General features: G+C 56.7%; 8 protein-coding genes. All 8 read left to right on the top strand.

Annotated features, from left to right (window positions below; translation table 11 throughout):
* The coding region (locus tag M0974_RS16750) for an ABC transporter permease subunit (protein ID WP_297838983.1) at nt 1-352 on the top strand (352 nt) is incomplete at its 5' end.
* 2 nt (nt 353-354) lie between these two features.
* Nucleotides 355-1,011 carry an amino acid ABC transporter permease gene (locus tag M0974_RS16745; RefSeq protein WP_297838981.1) on the top strand — a complete coding sequence of 219 codons (657 nt, stop codon included), beginning with the start codon at nt 355-357 and terminating at the stop codon, nt 1,009-1,011.
* Nucleotides 1,008-1,733, top strand: coding sequence for an amino acid ABC transporter ATP-binding protein (locus M0974_RS16740; protein ID WP_297838978.1), 726 nt, complete (start codon nt 1,008-1,010; stop codon nt 1,731-1,733). The genes M0974_RS16745 and M0974_RS16740 overlap by 4 nt, the downstream gene beginning before the upstream one ends.
* Nucleotides 1,734-1,819: 86 nt before the next feature.
* Complete coding sequence (locus tag M0974_RS16735; protein WP_297838975.1) at nt 1,820-2,644, top strand: transporter substrate-binding domain-containing protein; 825 nt, start codon at nt 1,820-1,822, stop codon at nt 2,642-2,644.
* 54 nt (nt 2,645-2,698) lie between these two features.
* The gene (locus tag M0974_RS16730) at nt 2,699-3,529 is read left to right on the top strand and encodes a transporter substrate-binding domain-containing protein (protein WP_297838972.1); all 831 of its coding nucleotides are present in this window, start codon (nt 2,699-2,701) and stop codon (nt 3,527-3,529) included.
* A gap of 54 nt (nt 3,530-3,583) precedes the next feature.
* Entirely contained in the window at nt 3,584-4,345 is a 762-nt protein-coding gene (locus M0974_RS16725) for an SDR family NAD(P)-dependent oxidoreductase (protein WP_297838969.1), read from the top strand.
* A 169-nt stretch (nt 4,346-4,514) separates the two neighbouring features.
* Nucleotides 4,515-5,051 carry a sigma-70 family RNA polymerase sigma factor gene (locus tag M0974_RS16720; RefSeq protein WP_297838966.1) on the top strand — a complete coding sequence of 179 codons (537 nt, stop codon included), beginning with the start codon at nt 4,515-4,517 and terminating at the stop codon, nt 5,049-5,051.
* Nucleotides 5,048-5,760: FecR domain-containing protein (locus tag M0974_RS16715; protein WP_297838963.1), on the top strand; the 713-nt coding region annotated here is incomplete at its 3' end. The genes M0974_RS16720 and M0974_RS16715, both read left to right, overlap by 4 nt.

Below are 5,760 nucleotides of genomic sequence, written 5' to 3'. Positions count from 1 at the left end.
GTATCTCGCTGAGATTTTTCGCGGCGGGTTGGCAGCGGTACCCAGGCAACAGCTCTCGGCGGCACGTTCGCTGGGGCTGAGTCGTTATCAAACCTACCTACACGTGATCTTTCCGCAGCTGTTGCGCATTGTCTTTTACGGCTTCGTCACTCAAGCAGTGTGGGCCATGCTCAATACCTCGCTGGGCATGCTAGTGGGACTGCATGAGTTGTCCGGTGCTGCACAGTCGGCGCAATCGGTGAGCTTCCGCAGTTTCGAATTCTTCTTTATCACCGCCCTGATGTACTACGTGATCGCCAAGTTGATCGAGCTTGGCGCGCGCGTGGTGTTCTGGCGCCAGTTGAGGACCTGAGCATGCAATTTGTATTGGCTGATCCGGGGTTGCACTGGAGTGATGCGCTGTTCCTGCTGCAAGGCGCGCTGCATACGTTATGGGTGACGGCGGTGTCGGGGTTTTTTGGCACGCTGCTGGGCATTTTGTTGGGTTGGATGCGTTTTACCTCGGTGCTGCTGCGGGTAGTAACGGCGCCTTATATCGATGTGGTACGCAGCGTTCCGCTGATTATTCAACTGGTGCTGGCTAACAGTTTTCTGTCTCTGGCCGGGGTCGGCTTCGACACATTCTGGCTGTGCGTATTGGTGCTCAGTTCATCCATGGCCGTGGTCACCGCCGAGGTAGTGCGCGCGGGCCTGGCATCAGTGCCGCGGACATACCGGCGATCAGCGCGCTCGCTGGGCATGAATGGCTTTCATGAGTTCTTCCATATCAGTGCGCCGTTGGCCGTGCGCACCAGTTTTGCGGCGTGGGTCGGTTTGTTATTGGGCCTGACCAAAGACAGCGCATTGGTCAGTGTTGTGGGTTACGTCGAGTACATGAAGTCGTCGCAAATTCTGATCACCCGGACCAATGAGGCGTTGCCGCTACTAATGGGCGTGGGCCTGTTTTATTTCGTTATCTGTTACCCGGTCTCGCGCTATAGCGCGCGTCTGGAAAGGAGGATGGCCCTGTGATCGAGATTCGTTCGGTACGCAAACGCTTTGGCAATATTGAGATCCTCAAGGGCATCGATCTCGACATCAATAAAGGTGAATTGGTGTGTTTGCTAGGCGCCAGCGGTTCGGGGAAATCGACCCTATTGCAATGCATCAACGGCCTGGAACCGATTCAGGGTGGGCATATCAAGGTTGACGGTGTGGATGTTCATGATCGCAAGACCGATCTGAACAAGCTGCGGCAGAAACTGGGCATTGTCTTTCAGCAGTTCAATGCATTCCCACACCTCACAGCAATGGAAAACGTTGCCCTCGCGCCGCGTCTAGTCACGGGTAAGAGTCGCCGTGAAGCCAAGGAGCTGGCGATCAAGCACCTGAATCACGTCGGGCTCGGGAACAAGGCGGATTTGTTGCCTTCGCGGTTGTCCGGCGGCCAGCAACAGCGTTTGGCGATTGCTCGGGCTTTGGCGATGGAGCCCAGCTACATGCTGTTTGATGAGGTGACCTCAGCTCTCGATCCGGAGTTGGTGGGCGAGGTGCTCGACACCATGCGCATGCTCCGCGCCGAGGGCATGACCATGGTGGTGGTGACTCACGACATTGCCTTTGCGCGTAACTCCAGTGATCGCGTGGCATTTTTGCATGCGGGCGAAGTGTGCGAAATCGGCACCGTTGCGCAGGTTCTCGAACAACCCAGCAGTCAGCACACGCAGAGGTTCTTGCGCCGGGAGCACTGCTGAGCAGGTGATTTGAACGCTGATCCATCAAACCAATAAGAGTCACGTTGCTGCTGCCAGAACATTCCTCCCATAGAGAGCACCAGAAAATGCTAAATCGGTCCTTGCGTGTATCCATTGCAACTCTGTTGGCCCTGAGCCTGCCGGGCCTTGCGTCGGCAGCCAGCACACTCGACAGCATCGTCCAGTCGAAAGTCTTGCGCTGTGGGGTGATGCTCGATTCCCCTCCGTCAGGTTTTCGCACTCCAGACAACAAACCCGACGGCTATGACGTGGCGTATTGCAACGACATGGCCAAGGCGTTGGGCGCCAAAGCAGAGATCGTCGAAACGCCGTCTCCGGATCGCATTCCTGCGCTGGTTTCCAACCGTATCGACGTGCTGATTGCGTCCACAACTAACTCGTCAGCCCGTGGTTTGAGCGTCGCGTTCAGCCAGCCGTATTTGAGTGTGCCGATCGCGGTTCTCACACGTAAAGGCGCGGGGATCAAAAGCTGGGCTGACCTCAAAGGCCATGCTCTGGGGGGCGTTACCGGAACCACCACCGAGCAATTCCTTAAAGCGGCTATCAGCACGTGGAACGAACCGAAAACCAACTACACCGGCTACGGCAGCGATAACGATTCCTACATGGCACTGGAGCAGGGCAAGGTCGATGCGATTTTACTGTCAGTGCCGGTGTCGACTCTGTTGATCAAGAGCGGTCAGTTTCCGCACCTGGAGCTGGCTGGCGATGCGCCGATGCCGCCTGACTTGCTGTCGATTGCGGTCAAGCGAACGGACTACGAATTCCTGAACTGGACCAAGTTGTTTATTTGGAATCAGGTCGCATCGGGCCGTTACAAGGAAATCTACAACCAGTACTTCGCCCCCGGTGATGCGCCTTCTCTGAGCGTAAGCGGTGTCGATTACTAACGATCAAAGGTTTCCTATCGCTCGGCCCATCGTTCATTAACAAAGGTGTTCGGCATGAATCTTAAAACCCTTACCACCTACGCCATGTTAGCCATGGTCAGCAGTTTTATCGCGGCGCCTTACTCGCAAGCGGCGTCTACGTTGGACAAAGTCGTGCAGTCGAAAAAGCTCCGTTGCGGGGTGATGCTCGACTCACCGCCCTCGGGTTTCAGAACGCTCGATAACAAGCCCGATGGCTTCGATGTCGCTTACTGCCTGGACATGGCCAAAGCCTTGGGCGCGACCGCTGAAGTCGTCGAAACACCGTCGTCGGACCGCATCCCAGCGTTGGTTTCGAACCGTATCGACGTGCTGATTGCGTCCACCACCAGCACCGTCAGCCGTGGTTTGACCGTTGCATTCAGCCAGCCGTACATGAACTACACCACCGCCGTGATAACCCGCAAAGGCACCGGAATCACTAAGTATCAGGACCTCAAAGGTCACGTACTGGGCGGCGTGATCGGCAGCTCCACCGAGCAAATGCTGAAGAAAGATATTGCCGCCTGGAATGACCCTAAAACGAGCTACATCGGCTACGGCAGTGACACCGACGCTTTTCTTGCGCTGCAGCAGGGCAAGGTCGATTCGGTGCTGCAAGCTACTGCGGTGGCTGGGGTGCTGATGAAAAGCGGACAGTTCCCGACATTTGAACTGGCGGGAGAAGCGCCGTTTCCGCCTGATCTGGTGTCCATCGCTGTGCGCCGCGATGATTTCGAAATGCTCGACTGGGTGAAGTTGTTCGTCTGGAATCAGGTCGCTTCCGGACGTTTCAAAGAAATCTATAACACCTATATCGGTCCGACTGTGCCTCCTGCGTTAGCTATCAAAGGCGTCGATTTTTAAGGCCGCGCCGCTGCGTTTTATCTCCGTGGTTTCTGCTTAATAGAGGACATTAGAATGCTCACGTTTGATCTCCAATCGCGCTGCGTGCTGATCACCGGAGCTGCTTCCGGCATTGGCCTGGAAACTGCGAAGCTATTGGCACGCTCTGGCGCAACAGTCGCCATCAATTATTTGCCAGATGATCCTCGCGGGCCTGAAGCGGTCGCGCAGATTATCGCCGGTGGCGGCAAAGCCATTGCCGCGCCCGGTGACCTCGGCGATCCGCAACAGGCCGATACCATGGTCAAGACTGCTATCGCACAGCTCGGTCGCCTGGATTTGTTGGTGAACAATGCCGGAACCCCGGGCGTCACCAAACCGATTCCGATCGGCGATTTGGAGGGCGTTACCGAAGAACTTTGGGCGCTGATCATGAACACCAACTTAATGAGCGTGTTCCGGTGTTCCAAAGCCGCGTCCTCGGCCCTTAAAGAGAGCGGGGGAGCAATCGTCAATACTGCGTCTATCGCGGGCTTTGGCTCAGTTAGTAGCAGTATCAGCTACAGCGCTTCAAAAGCGGCAGTGATCAATCTGACTAAAAACCTCGCTCGGGCACTGGCGCCTGAAGTGCGGGTCAACGCGGTTGCGCCGGGTGCAGTGATCAGTAGTTGGGCGATCGAATGGACCGAAGACCACAAGAAAAGCTCGGAAGAAACCACCCCGCTCAAACGCTGGGCCACCACCGCAGATATTGCTGAAATGATCGTTTATCTGGGATTCGCCGCACCCATGATGACTGGCCAGACGCTGATCGCGGACGGAGGTATCTCTATCTGATAACTGCGACTGCAGTCACCTTTATAGGAGTCAACATGTTGGCTCCTATAAAATCCGCGCAGGGTGCTGAGCACGGTAATCAAAAACAGTTTTAGCGACAGACGCGTTCGACATCGCGAATGAGATTGTTTACTATCTGCGCACGACTCGTATTACGCCAGATAGCATCTTGACTTCGTCAACCCCAACTTCCTCTCACGACCACGCCATCGGCCGCTTGTACAGCGAGTATTGCGGATGGCTGCAACAGTGGTTGGTGCGGCGGTTTGGTGGTTCATTTAACTCAGCCGATATGGCTGATGTTACTCAAGACACCTTCCTGCGGTTGCTACTCAAACCCCGGTATTTCGAGGGTGCCAGCGAGGCGAGGGCATTTCTGTGTACGGTCGCGCGCGGATTATGTATTGATCAATGGCGTCGTCGGCAAATTGAACGGGCATGGCTGGACAGCCTGGCCGCGCAACCTGAGTATTTCGAGCCATCACCAGAGTACCGGGCGATTTTGCTTGAGGCCCTGCATGAAATCGATGCGATGCTCAGGCGCTTATCCGACAAGGCTCGGCACGCGTTCCTGCTGGCTCAGGTGTACGGCAAAACCTACCGCGAAATTGCCGAAGAAGTTGGCGTTTCTGAGCGCATGGTGAAGAAGTACATGGCCCAGGCGATGTTCCAGTGTTTGCTGCTTGAAGCGGGACTGACGCCATGAAGCCGAGCGGGGAATATCCCTACGAAATTATGCAGCAGGCGGCCTCCTGGTATTCAGTACTGCGCGCCGACAACGTATCCCCCGAAGACCTCGATAAATGGCAGCGTTGGCTTGAACTTCGCGCCGAGCATCGTAGTGCCTGGAGCTTGGTGGAGCGGGTCGGCGGCCGCTTTGCGCATTTTCAGGGGCCCGCCGAAAAAGCCGGCGCGCTCAAGGCGCTGCAACAAAAGACTGGGCCGATGCTGGGGCGGCGCACGACATTGCTGGCCATGGGCGCTGTGTCGCTGGCAGCCGTGTTTGGTTGGCGCGGGGTACAAAATACTACGGCTGGCGATCACCTCGCGTCGCTGTGGGCCGATTACTCCACCGGTACGGGTGAAACGCGCAAGGTCCGGCTCGCCGATGGCAGTACGCTGTGGCTCAACACCCTCAGTGCGGTGGATATTCAGCCCGGCGTCAGTCCTTTGCCGCTGAGGCTGTTGGCCGGAGAAATACAGATCGACAGCCTGCGCACTTCACAGCAGGGCGTGCAGGTGCAAACGCCCCATGGCCAGGCGTTATTGCACCGTGCGCAATGCGTAATCCGTCTGTTTGCCGGCCACTCCAGCATCAGTGTTCAGGCCGGCAGCGCCGAGGTGTCATGCGCTGGGCAGCAGGTGGTTGTGCAGGCGGGTCAGCAACTAAGTTACAGCGCGATGGGGCTTGGCCC

The sequence above is a fragment of the Pseudomonas sp. genome (assembly GCF_026224925.1).
Lineage (GTDB): Bacteria > Pseudomonadota > Gammaproteobacteria > Pseudomonadales > Pseudomonadaceae > Aquipseudomonas.
Note: the sequence above shows the minus strand (reverse complement) of the source record. Positions and strands in the feature narration are given on the sequence as shown.

Bases quoted from the DNA above. Each gene is read 5' to 3' on its own strand.
- M0974_RS16725 (WP_297838969.1), top strand. From the start codon at position 3,584: ATGCTCACGTTTGATCTCCAATCGCGCTGCGTGCTGATCACCGGAGCT.
- M0974_RS16735 (WP_297838975.1), top strand. From the start codon at position 1,820: ATGCTAAATCGGTCCTTGCGTGTATCCATTGCAACTCTGTTGGCCCTG.
- M0974_RS16745 (WP_297838981.1), top strand. From the start codon at position 355: ATGCAATTTGTATTGGCTGATCCGGGGTTGCACTGGAGTGATGCGCTG.
- M0974_RS16730 (WP_297838972.1), top strand. From the start codon at position 2,699: ATGAATCTTAAAACCCTTACCACCTACGCCATGTTAGCCATGGTCAGC.